The following is a 24,834-nucleotide window of genomic DNA, read 5'->3' as shown; positions in this document are numbered from 1 at the left end:
AGTGCAAACGCCAAACACAAAGCTCCTAGCGCCATATAGAGTAATCCAATATACAAGTTATTTTTCTTCATTTATCTCGCCTCCTCTATTCGGAAAGAAGATTTCCTCGATTCTTAGGCCAAAAAATTCGGATATTGTAAAAGCCAAATCCAGTGAAGGATTATACTTACCATTTTCTATAGCACTGACTGTCTGCCTTGATACTCTAAGTGCCTTAGAAAATTCTTCCTGATTCAAGCCCCTATCCTTTCTTAATTTTTCAACAAAATTGTTCAAGTTGCCCCATCTCCTTTCGTCAAGTTTCCTTTACATTTGAGAGTATCATCTTGCATCTCTAATTGTCAAGTTTCCTTTACACTTAATTAAAGAAATGCAGACAAAAGGAAAGGGACTTGTCTGGAGCTACTGAGTATACAGACAAGTCCCTGTCCCTTTGCCTGCCCTGATAAGGGCAATTGGTATAGTTTTTAGGATACCAATGATTCCAGTGGTTAAGTAAACTAGAAGGACAGCTTGTAATCTTTTCTAACTCTGAACTAAAAAAGAAAACAACACATTTACGGCTTTTACTTCTCCTGAAAGCTGGACCGACAGGATCGTCTCCGTCATTTCCAATACAGATTGCACTTCCAGGGTTGCTGAAGCTGAAGAGATTGGAATACAAGACAGTCTCCACGTTTGTTAGGACATAGTTCCATATAATTACGCAAAAGATATTGTTATTTTTTAACTGTTAAGCAAAATTTATCTCCGGGGTAAACCTATATTTAAATTCCATCAATCATTTCTTCGTAGAATTCTTCCCTTAATCCATAACCCACTGATAAATCCTGATATTATTCCTAAAGCATGGGCAGGGGCAGCAACAGATACTTGTGGATTTAACAGAGTTACAATAATATTTACAATAAACAATGATATTACCCAATGCTTTACCTTACCTTTTAGTACAATCTTATTCGGGCTAATAGCGGCAAATGCTGCGGTAATACCAAAAGTAGCTGCTGATGCTCCAGCAACTGGTCCCGTCCACTGTATAATATCAGCATATGGTACAATGGTAATACTTCCCAAAAATCCAGTTAGGGCATAAATGAAAAAGACATTTCTAGCATCTACAACCTTTTCAAGTTCTACACCAAATACAAAAAGTAATCCTATATTAGCTAAAAGGTGAATTAAAATTATATGTGAAAAGAATACTGAAATCAGTGTCCAAGGTATTTCTGTTAAGTTTTGAGGATCCAGCAACAAAATTTTACTTGAGTTAGGAAATACATTAATAATTATAAAAACCAAAACATTTAAAGAAATTAATATGTTGGTTGCTGGACTACTAAATAAGTTTTTCTGTATTTTAGCAATTATATTTTGAGCCATTTTTCTCTCTCCTTTCATCTTCTACACTTCCATTCCAAGCACATCTAGGCAGTTTTACGACTTTAAAACGGCTCTAAGATTGATATTTTTGTTTTCAACTATCAAACAAATACTGAATAAAATTTCTATTATTATCATCATAATTGCGAGCATATATGGTTCAAAACTTATACCAATTATAAGCGATAAAATTGGTATTAAAATAGCGAACACTACGTAGGATGTAGATTTATATAGCCAACCGTATGGTAACAAATGTGCTCCAAAAATCATTGCTATCACCATTAGCATCTTTTCAGGTAATGTAGGATATACCCACATAGCAATAAGTAAATATAGCATTTGGTTTGCAGAAAAAAGAATTCCCAAATTGGTTAACGGATTTTCTTTATTTTGAAAATCAACCTTAATTATTTTAGATACTAAAAATGCTAAAGGCATTAGTGGAGCTGTGGAGCAAAATGTAAATAAGTTCTTTGTCAAATTAGGTAATGATGTCGAATGAATAATCAGTATAATACACCAAATTATAATTGATGCCAATATGAAATGCAGCCCTTTTTTTTGTTTAATCGCACAATTCAAGCGTAGTTCTTCTAAGTTCATAATTAATCCTCCAACAAACAAAAATAACTTATCCTTTTTGCATAATACTTGTATTTAGCTTAGAAGTTCAAAAATAGCCCTGATCTGGTTGTTATTTTCTGTGAGTTTATGGTCTGATTACTTTTTGTACCTCAATAGATAGAATGGCTTTAAAAGAGGGTATTGTCTCCTACGATTGCTTAGAGACAATACCCATTTTATTCTTAAATATATTTTTCACACTTTGGGGTATAGGGCTTTAATGCTATTTCTTATTTATTGCCCCTTGTTCCTCACAGCCGCCTGGGCTGCTGCCAAGCGAGCTATTGGTACACGGAAGGGAGAACAAGAGACATAATCAAGTCCAACGATGTGGCAGAATTCTACGGAATTAGGTTCTCCACCGTGCTCGCCACAGATCCCTAACCCAAGATTGGGGTTTGTGCTCCGACCTAGATTAACCCCTATGTTAATCAGCTTTCCTACCCCATCCCGATCAAGTACGACAAAGGGATCTGTTTTTATCAATTTCTTATCCAGATAGGTCGGGAGAAACTTCCCTTGTGCGTCATCCCGAGATAAGCCCATGGTCATTTGGGTAAGATCGTTCGTCCCGAAGGAAAAGAAGTCAGCTACTTTCCCGATCTCATCCGCCAAAAGAGCGGCACGGGGCACCTCAATCATGGTGCCAACCTGGTAGTGAATTTGAACATTTTGTTCTTGCATAACTTCAGCCGCCGTATCATCAACCAGCTTACGCATCATTAAGAATTCCTCTTTACCCATGATCAGCGGAATCATCACTTCTGGATGAATGTCATACCCTTCTTTGATCAGCCGGGCACTGGCTTGGAAAATTGCTCGGGCTTGCATAACTGTGATTTCCGGGAAGGAAACCCCCAGACGACAACCACGATGGCCAAGCATGGGATTCAGTTCAGATAAAGCCCGGACCTTGCGCAGCAAGGTTTCTTTTTCCTGTAATGCCGCAGGATTATCATTGCTCATTCTGAGTTTTGTGATCTCAATGACCAACTCCTCAGAATGCGGCAGGAACTCGTGAAGGGGTGGATCCAGCAAACGAATGGTCACTGGGTATCCCTGCATAGCTTTCAAAATACCGTAGAAGTCTTCTTCCTGCATCGGTAAGAGCTTTGCCAAGGCGTCTTCTCGATCTTCCAAGGTTTGGGCTAGAATCATTTCTTGCACAATCGGAATCCGCTCAGGATCCATAAACATATGCTCTGTACGAGTCAAGCCAATTCCAACTGCTCCAAAATCTCGAGCGTTAGATGCTTCTGTCGGACTATCTGCATTCGCCATGACTTTAAGTCTAGAAATTTCGTCTGCCCAACCTAAAAACTCTTTAAATCCTTCGCTCAGCTCTGGATCCACCATGGATACTTCTCCCTTGATGACTCGTCCAGTTGCCCCATCGATGGACATAATCGTTCCTTGAGGGTACTCTACCCCGTCAATAGCGACTAAGCCCTGGGTATAGTCAATCTTCAAGGCATCACATCCACAGACAGCAGGTTTACCCATATGACGGGAAACGACCGCTGCATGACTCGTCATACCGCCGCGACTGGTCAAAATCCCTTGGGCAGCCAAAATACCGCGAATATCGTCGGGTGTGGTTTCTGTCCGAACGAGAATGACTTTCTCGCCAAGATTCCCTAACCGTTCCGCTTCTTCTGCGCTAAGCACAATTCTGCCAGATGCCGCCCCAGGAGAGGCAGGAAGCCCTTTCGCAAGCACATGCAGCTTGGCATCCGTATCCATACGACGATGTAATAGGTGATCTAATTGATCCGGTTCAATCCTCATAACGGCTTCTTCTTTAGTGATCACGCCTTCATGGAATAGTTCCACAGCTACACGAATAGCTGCCGAAGCGGTTCGCTTACCATTACGTGTCTGAAGCATATATAGTTTGCCGCGCTCAATGGTGAATTCTATATCCTGCATATCCCGATAATGAGCCTCTAAGCGTTTAGAAAAATCCACAAACTGTTGATAGATCTCTGAATTTTCCTGCGCCAAAGTGGCAATGGGGTTAGGTGTCCGTATGCCAGCCACCACGTCTTCCCCTTGGGCATTCATTAGATATTCGCCGTAGAGCACACTCTCTCCAGTCGAGGGGTTACGTGTAAAGGCCACACCCGTTCCTGAATCTGAGCCCATGTTTCCAAAAACCATGGATTGAACATTAACAGCGGTTCCAATTTCATGGGGAATATTATTAATCCTACGATAAACATTGGCTCGATCATTATTCCACGAACGGAAAACAGCTAAAACAGCCTCTTTTAACTGATCTTTGGGATCCATAGGAAAGGGTTTACCAGTTTTGCGTTCAATTTTTTTCTTATACTCACTGACCATCCATCTAAGGCTCTCAGCAGAAAGTTCAGAGTCATAGTGAACCTTCTGCTTCTCTTTAGCATTCTCTAAAATATGTTCAAAATTATAATGTTCTACTTCTAGAACTACGTCCCCAAACATCTGAATAAATCGGCGATAACAATCCCAAGCAAAACGCTCGTTTTGCGTATTGGCTGCTAAGGCTTCTACAGTCTCATCATTTAGTCCCAAATTAAGAACGGTGTCCATCATGCCTGGCATTGAGAACTTCGCTCCGGACCTCACCGAGACAAGAAGTGGGTTTTTCTTATCCCCAAAGAGTTTACCTGAAGCCGCCTCTACTTCAGCCAAGGCCGGCCAAACTTGATCCCAAATTCCCTCTGGGAATATCTCGCCATTATTGTAATACTCATTGCAGGCTTCTGTTGTAATTGTAAATCCCGGAGGCACCGGCAGACCTATTTGGGTCATCTCCGCTAGATTTGCTCCCTTGCCCCCTAATAAATCGCGCATGGAAGCCTTACCTTCTTGAAATAGGTAAACATACTTCTTATTCATTTCTATCACCCTTAAATAATATTTCTAACACGATACTCGCGGTTTCTTCAACTGCTTTCCCAGTGGCGTCAATAATCGGGCAGCCAATACGTTTCATGATGCCCCGAGCATACTCTAACTCTCGCATAATACGATCTAGGTTGGCATAATCCGCTGTTGCGCCCAACCCAAGAGTTTTTAAGCGCTCTGTCCGGATTTGATTGAGCAATTCGGGACGTAAGGTTAACCCTATTACTTTCTTCGATGAAATACTAAAAAGTTCGTCTGGAGGATCAACTTCTGGAACTAAGGGAATATTTGCGGCTTTAAGTCCTTTATGGGCTAAGTACATACTAAGGGGCGTTTTCGAGGTTCGCGACACACCAATCAAAACGACGTCTGCAAAAAGAACCCCGCGAGGATCTTTGCCGTCATCATATTTAACAGCAAACTCGATGGCCTCGACTTTCCGAAAATACTGTTCATCTAAACGATGGATAATGTTCGGCGTATGGGTAGGATCCATGCCCGTTTGACTAGCAAGGGCTCCAATAAGAGGACCTAATATATCGACGGTTTTGAGCCCTTTCTCCTCAGCCTTTCTCTCCAAATACTCTCTAAGGTCCTTAAGTACAAGAGTATAAACCAAGATAGCTTGTTCGGCCGTGGCTTCTTCCATAATATCTTCTAAATGCGCCTGATCCCGTACATAGGGAACTCGACGAATCCGAGTTTTTACGCCAATGAATTGTGCTGCCGCTGCCCGACTTACAAACTCAGCCGTCTCTCCGAGTGCATCAGAAATGACATAAATAACAGATTGGCTCGTCACATCACACCTCCGAATTATTCGAAGTCCCTTCGACTTCTGTTTCCGACCTCCGGCCTGATCTTCGCCTTCTAGCTCGGGCCTCCAGCTTCTGATCGACTTCCGATTGGGCTTCTGATCTTCGACTTCCAATGGTTTCTGGGCCGGACTGTTACTCCGTTTCCGCAATCTCCACAAAGAGCTTAGTAACATTCGTCTTCGTGAAGCGGCCCACGACCTCATAACATTCATTCCCGTTCTCGTCCACATACTCTTCTACCACCGGCAAACTGTCAACCTGATGTTGTACCAATTTTTTGGCAGCACTTAGAACAGGTTCATCTAGAGTTGCCATGTAGATGTTCGGCATCCGGGTCATGATCACACCCACCGGAACTTGTTGTAAGTCAATTTTCCCAATAGAGGCTTTCATAATATCTTTCCGAGAGATCATCCCTAAAAGAACCCTATCTTCCCTAACAACCGTCAAGCTCCCTACATTTTGCGTGAACATGGCAACCGCTGCTTCATAAATACTAGCATTTTCCAATACCGTAACAGGCATTGACTTAAATGCGCAGACACGGAGCTGGAGCATGCGTTCCATAATAGGAGAAGGCCCAAGATCTTCACGATAAGAATACCCAACGCGCGGTCTAGCCACTAGGACACCGGACATCGTTAAAATGGTTAAATCCGGGCGGAGAGTAGCACGCGTCAAATTCAACATTGAAGCAATCTTTTCACCCGTAATGGAACCTGAAGCTTTGACGATCTCCACAATTCGCTGTTGCCGTTCCGTCCATTCCAACCAATTTCACCTCTTATGTTCTTGCTCTTTCCCTAATGTGACATACTAATAAAGTTCAATTCGATCGATTATACCATATAATATTATTTGCTGGATAGATAGTGTTACATACAAAACGAATAAATTTTATTAAAATAACATACTCTTAACAGAGTTTTAGTCAATAACAGCAGTTAACCGCGTCATCCTAAGTGATAGCGAAGGATCTAGGCGATTCCACCATCCTGAGCCTAAGCGTTGGATCGATCCTTCAGTCGTCCCTCCTTCAGGATGACATATTGCTTGAGTTGCTTTCATAGCAATGACATTAAACTCTTATATTTTCTTGTATATCCAAAAAGGGGTACCCTTTGGTACCCCTGAATTTTACCTTTGTTTATGCTAAAACACTCAACTCTCCTAAGCAACCCAACATCTTCACACATTGACTGAGCAAGGCAAGACGTGCTCTTTTCAAGCCTTCATCTTCCACCATAATCATGACTGCTTGGAAGAGAGCTTCAATTTGTGGGACAAGTTCCCAGGCTAGATCATAAGCCGCCTCATAATTCCCCGCCCCGATCATTTCCTCAAAACGCTGTCGGCGAGAACTTATCCCCTCAGCTAAAGCGATCTCAGTAGCATCAACTAAAAGGGCTGGATTTAATTCAAGGTTCGGTTCTTTTTTAGTTAGATTATAGCAACGAGTATAAGACTGAGCATAAAGAACAAACGCCTCTTCAACCCGTTTTTCAGAAAGGACTCGAGCTCTTTTCACAACACGATTAATGTTGTCACTCCCTAGAGCTAAAACGGCATCGACTGTATCATAGCGGAGTCCTTGCTCTTGAAGTACGAAACGCACTCTTTGTTGGAAGAAATCCTGTAATAAGGGCAAGATGTCTTTCATCGGCAAAGGAGCAGTTCCCTGCTTCTCCAAAAGGCTGTAGGACTCCCGAATAAGTTCAGTTAAGGAAAGCTCCCACCCTGAATCTAAAAGAATAGCTACAATTCCTTGTGCCTGTCGTCTGAGGGCATAAGGATCTTGTGACCCTGTAGGTTGAATCCCAATGCTGAAGGCTCCCACAACGGCATCCAATTTATCCGCAAGGCTGACCACTCGCCCTGAATCAGAGGCAGGGGTTGCATCCCCAGAGAAGCGAGGTTGATAGTGCTCAAGTATGCCTTGGCAAACTTCAGGCTTCTCTCCACTGGCTTTGGCATAGTCCGCACCCATGATCCCTTGCAGCTCAGGGAAATCACTAACCATCAAGGTAACCAGATCCGCTTTGGCCAAATACGCAGTACGGTCAATCTCTTCTTGTTGAGCCGCATCAAACCCCTGCTGCTTAGCCATAAAACGAGATAAGCCTCGCAGGCGTTCGACCCGTTCCTCGACGGTGCCCAATTTCTCATGATAAACAATCTTTCCAAGCTTAGGAACTAAATCCGCTAAAGAAATTTTCTGATCTTCTCTATAATAGAAAGCAGCATCTTCTAGCCGAGCTTTCAACACCTTTTCATTACCAGCCTTAACCGTATCTAACGCGAAATCACTCCCGTTGCGTACGGTTACAAAAAATGGTAGCAGCTTTCCCTCTTTAGAACGAACAGGAAAATACCGTTGATGCTCCCTCATCGGAGTGGTAATCACAGCCTCTGGTAAATGCATATATTGAGAAGCCACTCCTCCTAATAAGGCTGTCGGGTATTCCACAAGGTGTATAACTTCACCGAGAAGCTCTTCATCTGCAGGCACCTCGCCTCCGACCTTCTCCGCAAGGACTTTTAATTGAGCTAAGATATCAGCCTTTCTCTCCTCAGGATCGATAATGACAAAGGCTTGACGTAAAGCCTCTAGATAGTCCGCGGGTTGGCTGATCAGCACCTCTTCTGCCGCCAATGTCCGATGCCCTCGGGAGGAGCGCCCTGACTTCAGACCTACGAACTCAAAAGGAATGACATCTGAGCCGTAAAGTGCGACCATCCAACGAATCGGGCGGGCAAAACGAAAATCGAGTTCGCCCCAGCGCATAGGCTTCGGAAAATGCAACGAGTTAATCATGTCAATGGCAAGCTGAGGAAGAAGTGCCTCAGTCTCAAGCCCTACTTCCGATTTTCGAGCAAATACATAAGGAACTCCATTAATTTCTTGCACAAACAGATTTTCTACAGAAACGCCTTGTCCTCTGGCGAAACCCTGAGCAGCTTTCGTGGGCGCTCCACTAGCATCATAGGCGGCTTTCACGGCCGGTCCTTTAACTTCCATAGACAAATCTTCTTGGGTTTCTGCCAGTTCCTTGACCAAAAGTGCCAGACGGCGAGGAGTCGCGTAAACCTTTAGGTCCTTATAGGTTAAACGAAGTTCAGCCAAGCGTTTGCGTGCCTGTTCTTCTAACTGGGTCATCGCCCCTGGGGAGAACTTAGCGGGGATTTCTTCGGTTCCAATTTCAAGTAAAAAGTCCTTCGCCATCTTACTCCACCCCTTTCACAGAATTAGTCTTCAATAAAGGGAAACCCAGTTTTTCTCGCTGTTCAACATAAGCCTGAGCACAAAGACGAGCTAGCCCCCGTACCCGAGCAATATAACTGGTGCGTTCTGTTACGCTGATTGCTCCGCGAGCATCAAGAAGATTAAAGGTATGCGAACACTTAAGCACATAGTCATAGGCTGGAAGAACCAAACCCTTCTCAACTACCCGCTTAGCCTCACGCTCATACATATCAAACCAAGTTTGCAAGGCTTCAATATCCGCCACTTCAAAGTTGTAATGTGAGTAGTCAATTTCATTTTGTAGATAAATATCACCATAGGTGACATCACCAACCCATTCAATATCATACACATTATCCTTGTTTTGAATATACGTCGTCAGACGCTCCAACCCATAGGTGATCTCTGCACAAACTGGTTTGCAATCGATGCCCCCACACTGTTGAAAGTACGTAAACTGAGTTACTTCCATGCCGTCTAGCCAGACTTCCCAGCCTAAACCCCAGGCACCTAAGGTTGGAGATTCCCAATTATCTTCAACAAATCGAATATCATGTTCACGCGGATTGATCCCTAACCGCTCCAAACTCTGCAAGTATAGCTCCTGAACATTGTCCGGAGAGGGCTTAAGAATAACTTGGTATTGGAAATAATGCTGTAATCTATTAGGATTTTCCCCATATCGTCCATCAGTAGGTCTGCGAGACGGCTCCACATAGGCCACATTCCAAGGCTCAGGCCCCAGAGCCCTCAGAAAGGTTGCAGGATTCATCGTGCCGGCCCCTTTTTCAACATCATATGGCTGTGCAATAATGCACCCCTGCTCTCCCCAAAACTGGTTAAGAGACAGGATAATATCTTGAAACTTCATAGTAAGCCCTCCTAATATAATCATTAAATACACTGAGATTTAACTTTCCCCATATCCCAGCCCACCGACCAGAAATTAAGGGGACCTTGCTAAGTGAACACTTTAGTGGGAGTTCACGATAAAACGAGTGCCGATGCTGAGGCATTATTCCGCCCAGGTTCACATGCAGAATACCCATAGGTTGGCGGAATAGCCTCAGCATCCAACGAGTCAGTGAACGGAAACGTGTGTGAACGTGCAATCTCCCCTTACTTTCAACGACCCAAAATTAAAAGCCCTCACCCCCGTAGCATATTTATGCTACAGGGACGAGAGCTTGTTCCCGCGGTTCCACCCTGTTTGACCCGTAAGGTCCCCCTTCGTTTCCTATGCTCAGAGCTGCCCCATCCACTTCTCCCATTCGGCTTCCACCCACCCGAACTCGCTAACAGAGAAAATACGCAGACTTCATTCTCATCATCACATCATAAGGTATTAATTTTAATCATTATATGCTGAGGAATAAATCGTGTCAAATGGAACGGAGAAAAAGTGCCTATAAAATATCGTTAAGGGTTTGCCATGCCGCTTCCATTGTCGACGAATCAAGTCTAGCATTTGAGGTCTCAGGCTTAAACATGAGCGAAAATTCTTCGCCCCCCTTGGTTTTTTTCGCAGAATAAAAATCCGTGTCAACAGGAATAGCGCCTAGGTCTAAGAAAAATGGTTTCCGATCATCAAGGTGTTCCATATTTTTCCTAACCTCAAGGAGTATTCCTTCGATCTCAGGATGTTTCTTCTCAAGGAACGTCCGAACCCTATGGAATAAAAAGCCTCCAATACCTCGAGCCTTATATTCAGGCGTAATCCCGAGATGTTCCAGATAACCCATTCGAACGTTTGGCATCCAGTAAAAGCAGGCGATTCCAAAGACCTTTTCGTTTTCTTGTGCCGTCAGCAGGTAAAACTTGTTGGGCGCAATAGCCTGTGGGTTTAGCAGCTTTTCTCGGATTTCTCCTTGAACAGATTCAGGGTATTCAAAGACTGAGCCCATGAGTTTGATTCCTTCTTGAGTATAGTATCCGTTGGGCTCCTTCCCTTCAACAAATTTGATATTATCAGTATCTATTTCTAGGACATTGCCACAGTCATCCCGAATGATTATCTCCTTATGTATGATCATGGCCATGTCTCCCGTGTCAGCAAAGGCAGCATTCGCCTCATCAGTGTCAATATGAAATTCAGTAATCCCATCGTCCACTAACCGAACTGTAACGTCATGATAGGAAACGATTTTTTCCCCTTTGAGTAAAATACTAACCTTATCCGACTCAGAAAGGTCCAATCGTTTTGCGGTCTTCGATAGCATATGTACATGGGCTTTAGCAATAATACATCCATGATCGAGTACGACGACTCCTTTAGGTCCAATAAGCACCGCTCCCGGAGTACCCTTTAGATCTCCAGAATCTCTCAAAGGAGCATCAATTCCCAACGGATATGTTTCTGTACGCGACAATTCCACTTGAGTTTCAGAGCGTGTTGGTCCAATAATCCTAACTTTTTGTAATACGCCCTTTGGTCCCACGACATTGACGGTTTCTTTAGCGGCAAATTGTCCAGCTTGCCCTAAATCCCGTAACACTGTAAGCTCACTACCCTGTCCAAACAATATTTCCATATGTTCTCGCGTAAGATGGACATGGGCCCTAGAAACACCCACCATAACAAGCCATTTGGCTTCACGCTTAAAGTCTACTTTTTTAGGATCACTCATTTCCATTCTATAGTTCCTCCTAACATTCAAGTTATAGACTAAGGTAACTACTATTTTATAGTAAATGAGTATAATATGTAATCCTTTCCCTGAAATTTCTGGCAATATTATTTATAAATTGACAAACATTCGTAAATATTTTGATAATTTAATCAATTTTGTGGGGGTCATTTACTAATTTATACAAATCATAGTTTCCTCTTTGCATTTTATATCCCCACTAGGTCTCAATCTTAAACTTTAGTTAGGTGTATTAGTTCCATATATACTCAAGTATTTTTAGTGTTTAAAAAACGCCCCCATCCCTATTTCACTGGGTTAGAGGCACATTTTTACTAGTTGGACTTTGTTTCCATCCTACTTAAAGAGACATTAGAAAACATATTCACCTTTAAGTTATTTTATGCATGGTTTTAGGTTATGTTTAATGAAAGTAATTGTTCCTTAACTAAAATAATTCTTTTATTTTAGAAACAAATTTGTCATAAACCTTATGCATATGAGGTTCATTACTATAACTATTTATCTCACTTAATGGAATCCACTGGACGCCGCTATTCTCGTCTTCTTTGACAGTTAAACGATCATTTTCATCAGCCTCAATCAAAAAGGCAACGGATAAATGAAGATGAGGTGACACGTATTCTCCTCTTCTTATATGTCCTAACACCGGAAGTATGTCCAAAGAGAAAATTTCTGGAGTAACCAAACGAATATTATTAACTCCAGTCTCCTCCCTCAATTCTTTAATAGCGACGGCTAATAAATCCTCTTCACCGTCAGCATGCCCACCAGTCCATGACCAAGAATCATAAATATTATGATAGACAACAAGCACTTTATTCCGTGTTCTATTAACGACAAATGCGGAACTTGTAAGATGGGCGATGACATTATTCCTCGTCAAAACATCCTCAAACATTCCGAGGCAAGTAAAAAAGACCGCTTTATCCTTATCCTCTTGCTCATTGTACGGAACATATCTCTTGATCGAATCTTTAAAATGCATAACTTCTCTCTTTCTCCTATGAATACGCATCTTGGTGTATTACCAGCCATGGCAGATACTAAAATTCACCCGTTTCCCGATCGTAAGGATACACCTGGTTAGAAGCAACTTCTAACTCAAAGTGGTTCATTGCAGCCCCTACAGCACCTACAAGGGCCAGCAATCTCAAGCCAGGCCTCCTCCATACTGTGTATGCGAGAGCTAACCCTAAGGGAGCTGAAAGACTGATAATCGTATTATCATGCCGTTTGAGACTGATTGTGGAGTGACTGATATTTGACATGGTAGATTTTATACTATCCAAAATTCCTTGACTTTGCTCCTCAAAATCCCAGTCTTGTCCTAACCCATTCCGCACTCTCTCTAGATCGTCTAAAGCCTTTAATACGTCACCCTGAGCCAAATTCAAAGCTGTACGCGCCTCTTCATATCCAATCCCCATACGTTCACGCAAGATATCAATCTTTTCCAATTCCGTCCAAGGTTCATTCATTACCTTTCCCTTCCTTCCCATCAAAATTTCGCCCCGATCCATCCCTCGTTAAACTCCCCATTCTCCAGGATTTCAGCGGTCGCTCAAATTTATGTTCCAGGTAAATCCTTAATATCTCCAGAATCTCTTCCTGCATCCAAGCACTCCAACGCAACCGATCTAGCTTCTTGATATCGTGACGAATGAGTTGACGCATAAATGCAATACTACCTGCCCGAACCCATCTCCCAGAACAACTCTCGCGACAGTTCCCACATAAGGTACCACCCGCCTCTACACTAAAAAACAAACGCTCCCCCTTAACGTTCCCCCCGCACTCTGCACACTCCCCAAGAAGCGGACGATAACCCAAAATCTCCATTAACCGCAAAGCGTAAGCACTAAGTATGAGAAACGGGTCAAATTGTTCCAGCAGAAATAAACAGGTCAAGGTAAGAGTAAATAGCTCTTTGTTAGGCTGTTCAGAAAACGTCGAAACGTCTAACAGCTCAGCCATCCCCGTAGCCGAAAAAGACCGATCCAAATCCCTCCATAGATAAGGAAAGCTTTCCTTAGGACTGCATTGACTCACAGTATCGAGAGATTTCCCCCGATGTATCAGAAAATCTCCATAGGTAAATAACTGAGCCCCCGCCCTCTGACGACTCTTCGGTTTGCGCACCCCCTTGGCCACTGCTTGAAGCTTGCCTAACTCACGGGAAAAAAGAGTGAGCACCCGATCCGACTCACCAAATTGCCTGCTGCGGATCACCAACGCGTCCGCATGATAAACGGCCACGCCCACTCACCCTCTCTATTCTTTGTATTCTATGCTCTTAGTATGCATTAAGGGAAGCAAAGAGACGATTCTCTTGCTTTCGGCTTCCACAACTCACAACAGGGGGCAACTCTTCGCACCCCTGTCTTAGTGCCCTCTGACACGAAGGTGCACATAAAATGTGCCCTCCCAAGACCGTAACTATACGTTTCCCCGTTCCTAGCCCAAGGACGCAGTATAACACAGGAGCGACGTCTCTACGTAAGCCGAATAGCAAACTCCGGGTAAGCGACCCCAGACCGGGGCAGTATACAGGGTCCCTTCTCGCCGTCCATGGCTACAGGGACACTTGGCCATCCATGGCCTGCGGATGTACACTGCCGCCAATGCGCCAAGGATGGCGCTTTTGGTGGGAACCCCACTCCCCAAAGCCAAGAGCTTACCCGGTAGTTTGCTCGGCGTCGTAGGACCGAGCCCTGTGTTATACCAGTACGCTGCTTGTCCCTAACCGATCCGCGCCAGCCTCTACTAGCTCAAGGGCAAACTCCTTAGTCCTAATACCTCCGGACGCCTTAACCTTAACGTTTTCCCCAACCCATTTTTTGAGATTACGCACATCTTCAATGGTGGCGCCTCCTCCGGCAAAGCCTGTTGAGGTCTTAATAAAATCTGCACCCGAGCGTTTAACAATCTCAGCCGCTGATTTCTTCTCATCTTCAGTAAGCAAGCAAGTTTCAATAATTACTTTAATGATTAATCCGCACTCATGAGCCGCTTCAACGACTCTTGTAATATCACGTTCGACCGCTTCCCAATTCCCGGACTTTGCCCAGCCGATATTCATAACCATATCTACTTCTTTACCGCCGTGAGCTTTAATCATGAATACTTCCTGAACTTTAACTTCCGTAAACGTCGCCCCTAACGGAAAACCCACGACAGCAGCAACACAAATTCCAGTACCATGTAAAAGTTTTGACACGGTTTGCACGTGAATCGGATTAACACAAACAGCCGCAAATTTATGCTGCTGAGCCTCATGACAAAGAGTTACAATATCCTTTTCACAGGCCCCCGGCTTTAATAACGTATGATCAGTCATTCCTGCAATATTCATTTGTCATCCCTTTTCCTTTCCGTAGCCATAATTACGCAAACTATCTGGCCTATTTCGCCAATCTTTTTTGACCTTTACCCAAAGTTCTAAAAATACCTTGCTGCCCAACAAAGCCTCTATATCTTGCCGAGCCAAGCGGCCGATCTCTTTAAGCTGTGCGCCCCCTGCCCCGATGATAATTCCCTTTTGAGAATCTCGCTCAACAATAACTAGAGCACGCACTTTAACTAAAGTCTTCTTTTCTTGAACCTCTTCAATTACGACAGCAATCGAATGGGGAACTTCATCACGCGTCAACTGGAGCACCTTTTCACGCACCAACTCAGCCATTATGAAGCGTTCCGGTTGGTCAGTTACTTCATCCTCGGGATAATACATAGGCCCCTTAGAAAGTTGATCAAAAATCACCCTCAAAAGCTCATCCGTATTTTCCCCTGTTTTTGCAGAAATAGGTACGATGGCCTTAAAATCTGCTAGGGCAGAAAATTGCTGAATTTTAATCATGAGCTGTTCTTTGGTTAATAGGTCAACTTTATTCAAAGCAAGCACACAGGTGGTTTTCGTTTGCTTGAGCATCTCAATGATAAACTCTTCCCCAGGACCGAAATCAGCAGAAAGATCCACCATATAAAGGATAACATCCACCTCGCGCATGGATTCCTTAGCCGCTCCCACCATGAATTCCCCAAGCTTATGCTTTGGTTTATGTATTCCGGGGGTATCTAAAAAAATAATTTGTCCTCGTTCCTCTGTCAAAATACACTGAATGCGATTGCGAGTGGTCTGAGGCTTATCAGACATGATTAAGACTTTTTGTCCCAATAAATGATTCAGCAAGGTAGATTTCCCTGCATTCGGTCTCCCAATAACAGATACAAAACCTGAACGAAATTCATCTGATTTAATTGAACCCAAAGGTGAAGTCACTTCCCTATCTTCTAGCATTAATTTATAAGTTATCTATACTACAATAACCGCAAATAATTAGGTCTATTCAATACACATTTTCGAGCCCTTTTCTTAACGCAGGGCAGGATCAATCTATGAACAAGAGTACCGTCCCCCTTTGCTACCTTCATGAAGGCGCACATGACATGTGCCTTCTCCCGAGCAACGGCATCCCCGTTCTCCGTTCCAAGCCCCGGGACGCAGTATCACACGAGCGCGACGTCTTTACGTAAGCAGCTAAGCAAACTTCCGTTCAAGCGACCCCAGACCGGGGTAGTGTACAAGGTCCCTTCCCGCCGTCCTGCAAGAAGGCTAATCCGTGCGAAGACAGTGTCTGCAAGAAGAGTAATCCGTGCGAAAACAGTGTTTTCGTGGGCTACAGGGACACTAGGCCATCCATGGCCGTCGGATGTACACTGCCGCCAGTGAGCCACGGACGGCTCATCTGGCACGATAGTCTCCAGTACGATAGTCTCCAGTGGAGAGTATCGCCGAAGGCGCAGACCCACAGACGGATACTATAGCGCCGAAGGATAGATTATCGCCGTAGGCGGGTTGCGGGTTCTTCAAAAGAATACTATCGCCGAAGGATGGACCCCGCGCCCCAAAGCCAAGAGCTTGAACGGTTAGTTTGCTCTGCGTCGTAAGCACCGAGCGCTGTGTCATACCAGTTCTAGGTATTCTGGCCCGAAGGCCTCCGGCAACAAACTCTTCAAGCTTGTCCATCGCATTTGTCCTTGCCCATTTATCAGAACCACCGGACAATCCAGAGCAAACTCACGGATCACTTGCCGGCAGGCACCACAAGGAGATGGAAAAACATCACTTGGAACTGCGATAGCAATTCCTTTTAATACTCGTTCTCCACGCGCTATAGCTTGAAAAATCGCATTTCGTTCTGCACAAATCGTTAAGCCATAACTAGCATTCTCAACATTACATCCACTATAAATCTTTCCCGAAGAAAAGAGCGCTGCTGACCCAACTGGGTAATGAGAATAGGGAACGTAAGCTTGCTCATAAGCTGCCTTAGCATGAAGAATAAGCTCATCTAAGACCTCTTGAGAAATCATTTCCTGAATTTCCTGCTCTATTACCCCGCTTGTTTGAGATTCATCGTGCCTCACGCCAACAACTCCTTTAAAACAATTTCTTAGAAACCAAGCTAATCTCCCTTTATTACTAAAACATCCTGTTCGCAAATCGTTGCAGGGCAGGGACAAAGACAATCATTCCTATCACTGCTGCTTGAATGGCAGTCACTAATACAGCACCCGCAGCAATGTCTTTTGCCATTCCTGCTAAGGGATGATAATTTGGCTGTACCATATCTACCACAGTTTCAAGGGCAGAATTCATGACTTCGGCACTAATCACACTACCAATCGCGAATATTAGGATCAACCATTCATATCGCGTAACCTCACTCCACCAGGCCAAGAGCAAGACGCTGGATCCTGCAAAAACGTGGAATTGAACGTGCTTTTGAGTTCTTAAAGTGTACATCATTCCCCGCCAGGCTTGATTTAGACTGCGCAAAAAACCTGGTCTATGATATATCCCCATATGCTCCGTTGCCTCCATTTGAAGTTATAGACCCTTTTGTTTGCTATACTCTCTCTAACTTCAATTTAGCCATAACCTCTTCTTCTTTAGTACGCATCTCTTGTTTGCCATTCTCTTCTTCGTGATCAAAGCCTAATAAATGGAGCGTCCCATGGACAGCTAAGTAAACAATCTCCCGCTCGAAAGAATGCCCATATTCCTCTGCTTGATCTCTTGCTCGTTCTATGGAGATCACAATATCTCCGAGCATTTCATCTTCTTCCTCTATCTCAGGTTCGTCTTCCATCTCTTCCTGTAAGGCAAAGGAGAGAACATCCGTTGGGCGGTCTACTCCTCGATACTCACGATTTAACGTATGAATGCGCTGATCATCCACTAACATCAGGCTTACCTCTGCCTCTTTTGGCCCTTCTGATAATTCGATAGCAACGCTTATAGCTTGATTTAATAAAGCAGCCAACGGTTCGCGCTGTTCCTGCAAGATTGACTCTTCTTCCCAAGTGATATCTATAATCATACAATTTAGGCAAACCTCACCTCATTGAACCATGAATGGGATTTACCCATCTCCCCCCTTCAGATTGTAATATTATCTAGTATACCCAATGGGATATATTCTTAAGGTATAATTCAAGGATATTTTAGTCTCCATCCACTTAAACCTATATGCAAGTTATGCCTTCTAGGCTAATCTTCTTGAGATACTTTAGCTTCAGCTGCCCCCTCGGGGCTATCCGGCTGCTTCTTTGTCTGGGCAGTTTCAGACTCCTCCACTTCTTCTGAGGGCTTTTTATTCACAGAATCATTGCTGCTGCTCTCCCTTATACTGGGCATCTCCGGATACTCTACCCGGGAATGGAAGATTCCACTTAAAACACGAACAAAAGCCATAGCGATCCGGTCTAGATCTTGGAACGTCAAATCACATTGATCCAATTGTCCGTCATTTAGCTTATCTTTAATAATTTTTCGAACAAATCCTTCGACACGACCAGGGGTTGGTTGCTTCATCGATCGTACTGCAGCCTCTACGTTATCGGCCAAGGCTACTAAGGCAGCCTCTTTAGTCTGGGGTTTTGGTCCTTCATAATGGAAGGTTTCCTCAGGAACATTCTCGTTTTCTTCTAACGCCTTATGATAAAAGAAGCTTACGAGACTATCTCCATGATGTTGAGCAATAATATCTTGAATTTGCAGTGGAAGTTTATTCTCCTTGGCTAATTCCAACCCATCTTTGACATGAGATGTGATGATCAACGAGCTTAAAGTCGGAGCAATTTTATCGTGAGGGTTATCTTGGGTGAATTGATTCTCTATGAAAAAGTAAGGGCGTTTTAACTTTCCAATATCGTGATACATAGAAGCAACTCTAACTAAGGTGGCATCTGCGCGAACAGCTTCCGCAGCTGCTTCAGCTAGATTACCTACCAGAATGCTATGATGATAGGTCCCTGGAGCCTCCATCAGCAAACGCTTTAATAAGGGGCGATTAGGGTCAGATAGTTCTAAAAGCCGAACAGAGGAAGTAATATGAAATCCTGACTCAAACCAATGCAAAGCCCCTACTGTTAAGAACGAAGATGCCAAACCATTGACAATCCCTAGAATCACACCAACCCCCCAAACTGCTAAACGCATATCTGAGGATAATGCAATTCCACTGATCATTAAAACATTGACACCAGATACAAAGATTCCAGCACGTGCCAAATCAGAACGCTGACTTAAACGAGATACACTATACACTCCAACAATACCGCCAAAAAGAGCCACTACGCCTGCATGGAGACTGAAGGAGGTCGAAAGAGCAGGATCTACCAGGACAGCCACAAAAACCGCTAAGACCACAGAGACCATTATGGCGATATCCACTCCCACTAAGATCGCAACTGTCATCGTTGCCCAAGCCACTGGGATAAGCATCCCTGACAGAGTATTAAAGTCTGCTCCCAGATTTAAGGCAATCACAGCGCGTCCAATAGCTACAACTAAGATCATAATGAGCCCAATCAAGACAAGACGATTGGCCAAGAGGAAAACATCCCGTTTATATTGGTACAAATACGCTGCGATAGAAGCTATTCCAATTAGCACTATGAGAGCAATTCCAGACGCTGCCTTCCAGGTATTCTGGCTATTGATGAGACCATAATCGACTAAGACCTGGTAGATTGTTTCATCAACGATTTCACCTGCACCAACAATTTTTTGGTTCGCTTTGTAATGGAGTACTTCCTGTTTTATTTCAGCTCGCTTGGCCGCTCGCACTGCTTCTGTGGTTGACTCGTCTACGATCAAGGTTGGCTGGCTCACCTCTAGGTCCATAAAAACCTTAAAAAAAACTTTAGCATCTTGAGTTAAATCAGACTGATCAAGTTCTGCTTTAATACGATCACGAAACACTGCAACATCTTTGCTGGTGCGTGACCCTATATCTAAATCGCGTGCTCTAGTTAAGATAATGTCTCTCCCGACTTTTTCAGACTTGTCTAATTCATCGGGCAGGGTTTCGATGAGCGAAGTTAGTACACCCTCAGGCAAACTCGCGAAGAGCCGAGTTTTCTTAAGTTCGCTGATACGTTCATCTTCTGAGGCTGAATTTTCGCGCAAGGCGGCGAACGCATTTCCTAGTTCTTTGGTCAACAAGGCCAAATACTCTTCATCCGCCTTATAAATGGGTTTAACACCCTTTGCTGCCGCCTCTTTTTCTCGGTTGTACTTTACTTGATCCACAATATCCTTGGTCCACGGTGCAGTAATAAGCTGAGGACTCGGCTCTCCTACTTCTAACTGAAGTGTTGATACAAAAATGTTCGAGGATAACAGAATCGTAAACAACAGAAAATACATCACCCCAACAATGGCGCGCAGCCAAGTGGTGTGATGTTTAAGCCAATCCAGATGGCCGGACAGCTCATCCCAGATCGTTTTGAGCAATTTATTCTTCAATACCATCATCCTTACTTCCCAGTGCCCTACCTAAGGTTCACGTGCTCCCTAGGGCTAAAATATTCCCATACACTTTTATGGGTTGGCATAGACAGCCAAATCTTCGTAAGTTTCAACTTCAACTCTGACCCGTTCTAAACCGGAACTGTTGGAGAGCACCCGTACTGTTTCTTCCACAATGGGAACCCCCTGAGTAATTTTTTTCCTGACTTCAACTCGGGCGGCTTGTTCCGCTAGTTTACGAGCTTCAGCAGCCGAACGTTCAATATGCACATTACGGAGTTCTATATGATCTACTCTTATACCTTCGACAGGAAAACGCCAATTCCTCCAGAGTTTTAGTGATTGACTCATCTCTTCTTTACGAGATTGCTCAAATGGAGAATTTTGTGTTGTTAGCATTATAACGCGAGAACCAAATTTTATACCCCTTCCTATGGCAACTCTTCCACTTTCTTCGACTTTGTCTTCGACTAGGGGGATTTGTGCCTCAGCACTATACCACACCCGTGCTCGAACAAATCCTCTAGCCACGGAAACCGAGGAGGGAGCTTTTGAATCGATTTGAATATTGTTCTGAGGACTCGCTATCAACACTTGTCCAGCCCTGACAGTTTCTCCCTCATGAATCATAGGCGTCCCGTCAATGACCATAATTTCCTTAACGATTCCGGCACGGCTAGCCACAAGGTTCCCCGCTTCATTAGGAATGGACGGCCGGGTTTTCTCTGAAATTCTGATTTGTATGTTCGTTCCATGACGTTCAATACCTATCCAAGCTGCATCCGGCAGTTGTTCCTGAAGTGCTTTAGCAATCCCATTCAAATCTAAATCTTTGGAAGGCACCCAAGTTTTAAGCCCGAGCTTCTCAGCCCGTTCTAACACCTCAGGAACCATGAGATTCTTATTACCCAAAACTGAAATAGAAAGTACCAGTTGCGACAGAAAGGTTAGAACCGATGCGATGATAACAATTCCTAGCAATAGCCCCTTTCTTCGCCACCAGCGTGCTGCAACAAAAGGCCAGCCATATTTAGCTACAATATGCAGCCTAGTATGTGTGCGGCGTGCAGGCCTACGTAACCTCCGAAAATCTGCAAGTTTAATCTGGGCACGCATCCCTCGCTCAGAACGTTGGGTATGATAAAGTATGACACCGTCTTTTGAGACTAGATTGACGAAGCGTGCTAACTCGTCCCCCTGCGCAAGGAAAAGGATTCGCCCATACCAAAACGTTCGCAACCAATCAAACATTACTCTATCTCCCCTCCTCCAAACGAAAAGGAAGTCAATTCCCCTTCGATCTGCAGTTCTGAGGCCAAAATTACCTTAAGCATAAACCCTTTACCCCTAAAAAAGATATCCCCGTCTGCGGTTTCTAACCGTATCTCTTCCTCCGAAAAATTAACAATGCTCACATAATTCTCCACTGTGATTTGTCTTCGTCCAATTATTGTAATTTTAGGACCTTCTCCCACGACATCCGGTGGAAAATCCAAAACTTCTCCGACACTTGTCTGTAGTTTCTTGAACAAAAAAGCCCCTCCCTTCTATGGATATTTATGAAGGGAAAAGCCATAATAGTCCAAGCCTTTCATCAAATTATTTTCGCATAAAGAAAACCCCTGTAGGGACAATTCATAAATTACCCCTACAACGCGTTGAAACTTATTTTAGGTTAATGTCATTCTGAGCGATAGCGAAGGATCTAGGGCTTAAGATTCTTCACTTCGTTCAGAAGGACAAAAGAGCAGTGGTTTTTCATTCATCAGTGTGCCGCGAAGTGGCATAGGGGTCTAATATTTAAAGAGGCCTAGTTACTCGCGTAACTAGGCCTCTTTTTAGCATTACTAATTAATTATGCCCCAAGAACTTCTCGTACAATCTGATTGACAAGTTTGCCATCAGCACGACCTTTGGTCTTAGGGGTTACTGCCCCCATGACTTTTCCAAGGTCTTTAAGACTTTGTGCCCCTACTGTGGCAACGGTCTCCTGAACGAGTTGGCGAATATCCCCTTCGGAAAGCTGTTGAGGAAGGTAATCCATCAGAACGACCATTTCCTCTTCCAAAGCCTTAACCGAATCGGGGCGATCCGCTTGCCCGAAAACTTCAAGCGCATCCCGACGCAGCTTCATTTCGCGTGCTAATACCTCGATGACTTGCTCATCGTTAAATTCCATCTTTTTTTCGATTTCAGCATTTTTAATGGCAGCCCTAGCCATTCGAATGACGGAAAGTCTTACCTTCCCCTCCTCTTTGGCCTTCATGGCAACCTTCATATCCTCAACCAAGCGATCTTTCAGGGTCAATTCGAGACACTCCTTACTTGAACTTGCGTTTACGTGCAGCTTCAGACTTTTTCTTTCTCTTAACACTTGGTTTTTCATATGCCTCGTGCTTACGAGCTTCTGCGCTTACACCTGCCTTTTGACAAGAACGCTTGAACCGGCGGAGTGCGGCATCAAGGGATTCATTTTTACCAACTTTGACTTCACTCATTGTCTATCCCTCCCTCCACTGGATCATCACAAATATACTTTATTATTATACCGGATGATGTAGGTCGCGTCAAGTTCACTTTGTCGCCGTAACCAAAATCATCCAATCCTTGCGTTTAGGGCCTGCCCCCCAATTAAATGAAAATGCAGATGCCCCACGACCTGTCCTCCGTCCGTCCCAGTATTAGTGACCACTCTATAGCCTGACTCTGCCACCCCGAACTCCTCCGCTAGGCGTTTGATCACCCCAAAAAGATGCCCGATTAATCCTTCATTTTCAGGCTTCACATCATTAAGACTACGTAAATGAATTTTGGGGATAATCACCAAATGAACAGGGGCTAACGGCTGGATATCTTTGAAAGCAATTAACTCATCATCCTCATAAGCGATTTCACTTGGAATGGTTCCTTGTGCGATTTTACAAAAGATACAATCTGACATTGCATTCTATCCTTCCTTTATCTTATTCACTTCAAGTCAAATTGACTCCCTAAATAATTCCTCAGTCAGAATATACAGCTAACATCCGGCTAAGAAAGCTTGATATTGTTTTCTTTCAAAACAAGCGTTACAAACTCCCCAGCGCTCCACCCTTTTCCATTCTCAGGAGAGGGAATCTCAACCTGAATATAGTGCGGAGTATGCCCCACCCCACATCCTTGTGGATCAACTCTTTCAATCAACACCTCTACTGAATCTCCAATAAAGCGACGACTAAACCTTAACTGGCTATCACGAGCAACCACCAATAATTCCTTTACCCGTTGATCCTTTAGTTTCTTCAGAACTTGATCAGGATAATCAGCAGCAGGGGTTCCTTTTCTCTTAGAATAGGGAAATACATGAATTCCAGAAAAATCACAGGACTCGGCAAACCTGATCGTTGATTCATGATCTTCATCCGTTTCCCCAGGGAAACCTACAATAATATCCGTTGTAACAGCAAGACCCGGAATTCGCTGGCGGAGTTTTTCTAGCAACTCACGGTACTCCTTCAAGTTATAAGGGCGGTTCATACGAGCCAGAACATTATCGCTTCCACTCTGTAAAGGTATGTGCACATGGGGACAGACTTTTTCTGATAAAACGATGCTCTCAATCAAGTCATCCGTATATTCCATTGGCTCGATAGAACTTAGACGCAAGCGACGAAGGCCAGGAATCTTATCCAGCTCCCCTATTAAACGAGCTAAATTCCATTCGTCCCCCAAATCCTGCCCATAGAAGCCCGTATGGATACCCGTCAAGACAATTTCCGGATATCCTTCCTCAACTAACCTCCGAGCCTCAGCAATAGCGTTCTCAGGACGCCGACTACGCAAAGGCCCCCGTGCATAAGGAATAATGCAATACGTACAAAACTGATTGCACCCTTCCTGAATCTTCAACATCGCCCTCGTCCGATGCTCCTCACTAAGTTGGGGAAGTTCTTCAAACTCCTCAGCATCCCAAATCCCACGCACAGCATTCTGAGGAGCCTTCTCCGCCTTCACACGCTCTATCCACTCCAAGATCTTGGAGCGATCCTGAGTTCCAAGAACCAGATCAACCCCCTCAATCCCAAGAATCTCACCCGGCGCAGTTTGAGCATAGCACCCCATCACCACCATAACACTATCCGGGTGAGCCTTAATCATCCGGCGAATGATCTGCCGGGATTTACTATCCCCCGTATTCGTCACAGTACAGGTATTAACCACGACAACATCCGCTTCTTCTTGGGAACTCACCACCTGATACTCCGCCTCTCGAAAAAGCTGAGCCATTGCCTCACTCTCAGTCTGATTGACCTTGCAGCCTAAGGTGACAAAACAAACCGCTTTTCGTGGTTCGTGGTTCGTAGTTCGAGGTTCGATGATTGGATTTTGAATATCGAATGACATTAATATACTCCACCTTTTTTT

The 24,834-nt window shown here is 44.0% G+C and carries 27 protein-coding genes; all 27 read right to left on the bottom strand.

Going from position 1 to position 24,834, the window contains the following annotated elements:
- Positions 1 to 57: 57 nt before the first annotated feature.
- Positions 58 to 276 (bottom strand): helix-turn-helix transcriptional regulator, encoded by a 219-nt coding sequence (locus HGJ98_RS03975; protein WP_291349750.1) that lies wholly within the window; start codon positions 274 to 276, stop codon positions 58 to 60.
- Positions 277 to 777: 501 nt separating this feature from the next.
- Positions 778 to 1,380: a rhomboid family intramembrane serine protease gene (locus tag HGJ98_RS03970; RefSeq protein ID WP_291349749.1), complete on the bottom strand. Its 603-nt coding sequence runs from the start codon at positions 1,378 to 1,380 to the stop codon at positions 778 to 780.
- Positions 1,381 to 1,434: 54 nt separating this feature from the next.
- The gene (locus HGJ98_RS03965) at positions 1,435 to 1,986 is read right to left on the bottom strand and encodes a hypothetical protein (protein ID WP_291349748.1); all 552 of its coding nucleotides are present in this window, start codon (positions 1,984 to 1,986) and stop codon (positions 1,435 to 1,437) included.
- A 255-nt stretch (positions 1,987 to 2,241) separates the two neighbouring features.
- Positions 2,242 to 4,890, bottom strand: a complete 2,649-nt coding sequence (gene ppdK, locus HGJ98_RS03960) for a pyruvate, phosphate dikinase (protein WP_291349747.1) — start codon at positions 4,888 to 4,890, stop codon at positions 2,242 to 2,244.
- Positions 4,883 to 5,701 carry a pyruvate, water dikinase regulatory protein gene (locus HGJ98_RS03955; protein ID WP_291349755.1) on the bottom strand — a complete coding sequence of 273 codons (819 nt, stop codon included), beginning with the start codon at positions 5,699 to 5,701 and terminating at the stop codon, positions 4,883 to 4,885. Before HGJ98_RS03955 ends, ppdK begins: the two co-directional genes overlap by 8 nt.
- 148 nt (positions 5,702 to 5,849) lie before the next feature.
- The gene (locus HGJ98_RS03950; RefSeq protein ID WP_291349746.1) at positions 5,850 to 6,488 is read right to left on the bottom strand and encodes a helix-turn-helix transcriptional regulator; all 639 of its coding nucleotides are present in this window, start codon (positions 6,486 to 6,488) and stop codon (positions 5,850 to 5,852) included.
- 156 nt (positions 6,489 to 6,644) lie between these two features.
- Positions 6,645 to 6,785 (bottom strand): hypothetical protein, encoded by a 141-nt coding sequence (locus tag HGJ98_RS03945; RefSeq protein ID WP_291349745.1) that lies wholly within the window; start codon positions 6,783 to 6,785, stop codon positions 6,645 to 6,647.
- A gap of 79 nt (positions 6,786 to 6,864) precedes the next feature.
- Complete coding sequence (gene glyS / locus HGJ98_RS03940; RefSeq protein ID WP_291349744.1) at positions 6,865 to 8,940, bottom strand: glycine--tRNA ligase subunit beta; 2,076 nt, start codon at positions 8,938 to 8,940, stop codon at positions 6,865 to 6,867.
- A gap of 1 nt (position 8,941) precedes the next feature.
- On the bottom strand, positions 8,942 to 9,832 hold the full coding sequence (gene glyQ, locus HGJ98_RS03935) for a glycine--tRNA ligase subunit alpha (protein ID WP_291349743.1): 891 nt from the start codon (positions 9,830 to 9,832) through the stop codon (positions 8,942 to 8,944).
- Positions 9,833 to 10,367: 535 nt separating this feature from the next.
- Entirely contained in the window at positions 10,368 to 11,594 is a 1,227-nt protein-coding gene (gene pduL, locus HGJ98_RS03930) for a phosphate propanoyltransferase (RefSeq protein ID WP_291349742.1), read from the bottom strand.
- A gap of 442 nt (positions 11,595 to 12,036) precedes the next feature.
- On the bottom strand, positions 12,037 to 12,597 hold the full coding sequence (locus HGJ98_RS03925; protein WP_291349741.1) for an NUDIX hydrolase: 561 nt from the start codon (positions 12,595 to 12,597) through the stop codon (positions 12,037 to 12,039).
- 58 nt (positions 12,598 to 12,655) lie between these two features.
- On the bottom strand, positions 12,656 to 13,090 hold the full coding sequence (locus HGJ98_RS03920) for a DUF4342 domain-containing protein (RefSeq protein ID WP_291349740.1): 435 nt from the start codon (positions 13,088 to 13,090) through the stop codon (positions 12,656 to 12,658).
- Complete coding sequence (recO, locus tag HGJ98_RS03915; RefSeq protein WP_291349739.1) at positions 13,083 to 13,868, bottom strand: DNA repair protein RecO; 786 nt, start codon at positions 13,866 to 13,868, stop codon at positions 13,083 to 13,085. Before recO ends, HGJ98_RS03920 begins: the two co-directional genes overlap by 8 nt.
- Before the next feature lie 460 nt (positions 13,869 to 14,328).
- The gene (deoC, locus tag HGJ98_RS03910; protein WP_291349738.1) at positions 14,329 to 14,964 is read right to left on the bottom strand and encodes a deoxyribose-phosphate aldolase; all 636 of its coding nucleotides are present in this window, start codon (positions 14,962 to 14,964) and stop codon (positions 14,329 to 14,331) included.
- Positions 14,965 to 14,967: 3 nt separating this feature from the next.
- On the bottom strand, positions 14,968 to 15,909 hold the full coding sequence (era, locus tag HGJ98_RS03905) for a GTPase Era (protein ID WP_291349737.1): 942 nt from the start codon (positions 15,907 to 15,909) through the stop codon (positions 14,968 to 14,970).
- A 209-nt stretch (positions 15,910 to 16,118) separates the two neighbouring features.
- Positions 16,119 to 16,364: a hypothetical protein gene (locus HGJ98_RS03900; RefSeq protein WP_291349736.1), complete on the bottom strand. Its 246-nt coding sequence runs from the start codon at positions 16,362 to 16,364 to the stop codon at positions 16,119 to 16,121.
- On the bottom strand, positions 16,354 to 16,563 hold the full coding sequence (locus HGJ98_RS03895) for a hypothetical protein (protein WP_291349735.1): 210 nt from the start codon (positions 16,561 to 16,563) through the stop codon (positions 16,354 to 16,356). Before HGJ98_RS03895 ends, HGJ98_RS03900 begins: the two co-directional genes overlap by 11 nt.
- An 11-nt stretch (positions 16,564 to 16,574) precedes the next feature.
- Entirely contained in the window at positions 16,575 to 16,985 is a 411-nt protein-coding gene (gene cdd / locus HGJ98_RS03890) for a cytidine deaminase (protein ID WP_367142661.1), read from the bottom strand.
- 109 nt (positions 16,986 to 17,094) lie between these two features.
- Positions 17,095 to 17,478 (bottom strand): diacylglycerol kinase family protein, encoded by a 384-nt coding sequence (locus HGJ98_RS03885; protein ID WP_291349733.1) that lies wholly within the window; start codon positions 17,476 to 17,478, stop codon positions 17,095 to 17,097.
- 43 nt (positions 17,479 to 17,521) lie between these two features.
- Complete coding sequence (gene ybeY / locus HGJ98_RS03880) at positions 17,522 to 17,995, bottom strand: rRNA maturation RNase YbeY (protein ID WP_291349731.1); 474 nt, start codon at positions 17,993 to 17,995, stop codon at positions 17,522 to 17,524.
- A 170-nt stretch (positions 17,996 to 18,165) separates the two neighbouring features.
- Entirely contained in the window at positions 18,166 to 20,436 is a 2,271-nt protein-coding gene (locus tag HGJ98_RS03875) for an HDIG domain-containing metalloprotein (protein ID WP_291349730.1), read from the bottom strand.
- Positions 20,437 to 20,502: 66 nt separating this feature from the next.
- Positions 20,503 to 21,681 carry a sporulation protein YqfD gene (locus HGJ98_RS03870; RefSeq protein WP_291349728.1) on the bottom strand — a complete coding sequence of 393 codons (1,179 nt, stop codon included), beginning with the start codon at positions 21,679 to 21,681 and terminating at the stop codon, positions 20,503 to 20,505.
- The gene (locus tag HGJ98_RS03865) at positions 21,681 to 21,962 is read right to left on the bottom strand and encodes a YabP/YqfC family sporulation protein (RefSeq protein ID WP_291349727.1); all 282 of its coding nucleotides are present in this window, start codon (positions 21,960 to 21,962) and stop codon (positions 21,681 to 21,683) included. The genes HGJ98_RS03870 and HGJ98_RS03865 overlap by 1 nt, the downstream gene beginning before the upstream one ends.
- Before the next feature lie 323 nt (positions 21,963 to 22,285).
- Entirely contained in the window at positions 22,286 to 22,738 is a 453-nt protein-coding gene (locus tag HGJ98_RS03860) for a GatB/YqeY domain-containing protein (RefSeq protein ID WP_291349726.1), read from the bottom strand.
- A 13-nt stretch (positions 22,739 to 22,751) separates the two neighbouring features.
- On the bottom strand, positions 22,752 to 22,928 hold the full coding sequence (gene rpsU, locus HGJ98_RS03855) for a 30S ribosomal protein S21 (RefSeq protein WP_014904736.1): 177 nt from the start codon (positions 22,926 to 22,928) through the stop codon (positions 22,752 to 22,754).
- A gap of 98 nt (positions 22,929 to 23,026) precedes the next feature.
- Positions 23,027 to 23,371: a histidine triad nucleotide-binding protein gene (locus tag HGJ98_RS03850; RefSeq protein WP_291349721.1), complete on the bottom strand. Its 345-nt coding sequence runs from the start codon at positions 23,369 to 23,371 to the stop codon at positions 23,027 to 23,029.
- 89 nt (positions 23,372 to 23,460) lie between these two features.
- Positions 23,461 to 24,813: a tRNA (N(6)-L-threonylcarbamoyladenosine(37)-C(2))-methylthiotransferase MtaB gene (mtaB, locus tag HGJ98_RS03845; protein ID WP_291349720.1), complete on the bottom strand. Its 1,353-nt coding sequence runs from the start codon at positions 24,811 to 24,813 to the stop codon at positions 23,461 to 23,463.
- Between the last annotated feature and the right edge of the window lie 21 nt (positions 24,814 to 24,834).

Origin of the sequence: Desulfosporosinus sp. (assembly GCF_014237355.1) — a bacterium.
Taxonomy (GTDB): Bacteria; Bacillota; Desulfitobacteriia; order Desulfitobacteriales; family Desulfitobacteriaceae; genus Desulfosporosinus.
This window is presented reverse-complemented; position numbering and strand designations above follow the sequence as displayed.

Bases quoted from the DNA above. Each gene is read 5' to 3' on its own strand.
- HGJ98_RS03970 (WP_291349749.1), bottom strand. From the start codon at position 1,380: ATGGCTCAAAATATAATTGCTAAAATACAGAAAAACTTATTTAGTAGT.
- HGJ98_RS03965 (WP_291349748.1), bottom strand. From the start codon at position 1,986: ATGAACTTAGAAGAACTACGCTTGAATTGTGCGATTAAACAAAAAAAA.
- ppdK (WP_291349747.1), bottom strand. From the start codon at position 4,890: ATGAATAAGAAGTATGTTTACCTATTTCAAGAAGGTAAGGCTTCCATG.
- HGJ98_RS03945 (WP_291349745.1), bottom strand. From the start codon at position 6,785: ATGAAAGCAACTCAAGCAATATGTCATCCTGAAGGAGGGACGACTGAA.
- glyS (WP_291349744.1), bottom strand. From the start codon at position 8,940: ATGGCGAAGGACTTTTTACTTGAAATTGGAACCGAAGAAATCCCCGCT.
- glyQ (WP_291349743.1), bottom strand. From the start codon at position 9,832: ATGAAGTTTCAAGATATTATCCTGTCTCTTAACCAGTTTTGGGGAGAG.
- pduL (WP_291349742.1), bottom strand. From the start codon at position 11,594: ATGGAAATGAGTGATCCTAAAAAAGTAGACTTTAAGCGTGAAGCCAAA.
- HGJ98_RS03925 (WP_291349741.1), bottom strand. From the start codon at position 12,597: ATGCATTTTAAAGATTCGATCAAGAGATATGTTCCGTACAATGAGCAA.
- HGJ98_RS03920 (WP_291349740.1), bottom strand. From the start codon at position 13,090: ATGAATGAACCTTGGACGGAATTGGAAAAGATTGATATCTTGCGTGAA.
- deoC (WP_291349738.1), bottom strand. From the start codon at position 14,964: ATGAATATTGCAGGAATGACTGATCATACGTTATTAAAGCCGGGGGCC.
- era (WP_291349737.1), bottom strand. From the start codon at position 15,909: ATGCTAGAAGATAGGGAAGTGACTTCACCTTTGGGTTCAATTAAATCA.
- cdd (WP_367142661.1), bottom strand. From the start codon at position 16,985: ATGATTTCTCAAGAGGTCTTAGATGAGCTTATTCTTCATGCTAAGGCA.
- HGJ98_RS03885 (WP_291349733.1), bottom strand. From the start codon at position 17,478: ATGGGGATATATCATAGACCAGGTTTTTTGCGCAGTCTAAATCAAGCC.
- ybeY (WP_291349731.1), bottom strand. From the start codon at position 17,995: ATGATTATAGATATCACTTGGGAAGAAGAGTCAATCTTGCAGGAACAG.
- HGJ98_RS03875 (WP_291349730.1), bottom strand. From the start codon at position 20,436: ATGATGGTATTGAAGAATAAATTGCTCAAAACGATCTGGGATGAGCTG.
- HGJ98_RS03870 (WP_291349728.1), bottom strand. From the start codon at position 21,681: ATGTTTGATTGGTTGCGAACGTTTTGGTATGGGCGAATCCTTTTCCTT.
- rpsU (WP_014904736.1), bottom strand. From the start codon at position 22,928: ATGAGTGAAGTCAAAGTTGGTAAAAATGAATCCCTTGATGCCGCACTC.
- HGJ98_RS03850 (WP_291349721.1), bottom strand. From the start codon at position 23,371: ATGTCAGATTGTATCTTTTGTAAAATCGCACAAGGAACCATTCCAAGT.
- mtaB (WP_291349720.1), bottom strand. From the start codon at position 24,813: ATGTCATTCGATATTCAAAATCCAATCATCGAACCTCGAACTACGAAC.